Origin of the sequence: Streptococcus oralis (assembly GCF_003943415.1) — a bacterium.
Lineage (GTDB): Bacteria > Bacillota > Bacilli > Lactobacillales > Streptococcaceae > Streptococcus > Streptococcus oralis_BJ.
In genome coordinates, this window is sequence record NZ_RJPK01000036.1 from 1 (window position 1) to 599 (window position 599).

Genomic DNA, 599 nt, shown 5'->3' on the forward strand with positions numbered 1-599 from the left:
GAAAAAACTGTATGATGAAGGGCTGATCAACAAAGACTTCCCGGTTACGAGCAAAACGCAGCAGCAGGAGATGTTTTCGGTTACGAGCAAAACGCAGCAGCAGGAGATGTTTTCACAAGGGAAAGCCGGCATTTATGTCGGAAATATGGTCGATGCCGTCAATTTAAGAGACCAGTCTGTCGATGATAAAATGGAGCTTGAGATCATCAATCGGATCAAAGGACCGGACGGAAAGGAACGCGTCTGGGCATCAGGCGGGCATAACGGAATCTTTGCCTTTCCGAAAACAAGCGTCAAAACAGAAAAAGATCCTGACCAAAACGGAAAGAACGATACGATCGGCTTTACCGACAGAAACGATTTGATCTACGGCGCCTTTAAAACATTGGGGTCCTATATGGGCATGCCGACTGACTGGGAGGAAAAAGACGGAAAGTTCACGCCTGACTTCATGACAAAAGAGTACATGGATACGATGAAATATATGAAAAAACTGTATGATGAAGGGCTGATCAACAAAGACTTCCCGGTTACGAGCAAAACGCAGCAGCAGGAGATGTTTTCACAAGGGAAAGCCGGCATTTATGTCGGAAATATGG

1 pseudogene is annotated in these 599 nt (G+C 45.7%); it reads left to right on the forward strand.

From position 1 onward, the window contains the following. Nucleotides 1–599: pseudogene (locus D8801_RS09900) on the forward strand (hypothetical protein); the annotation flags it as partial.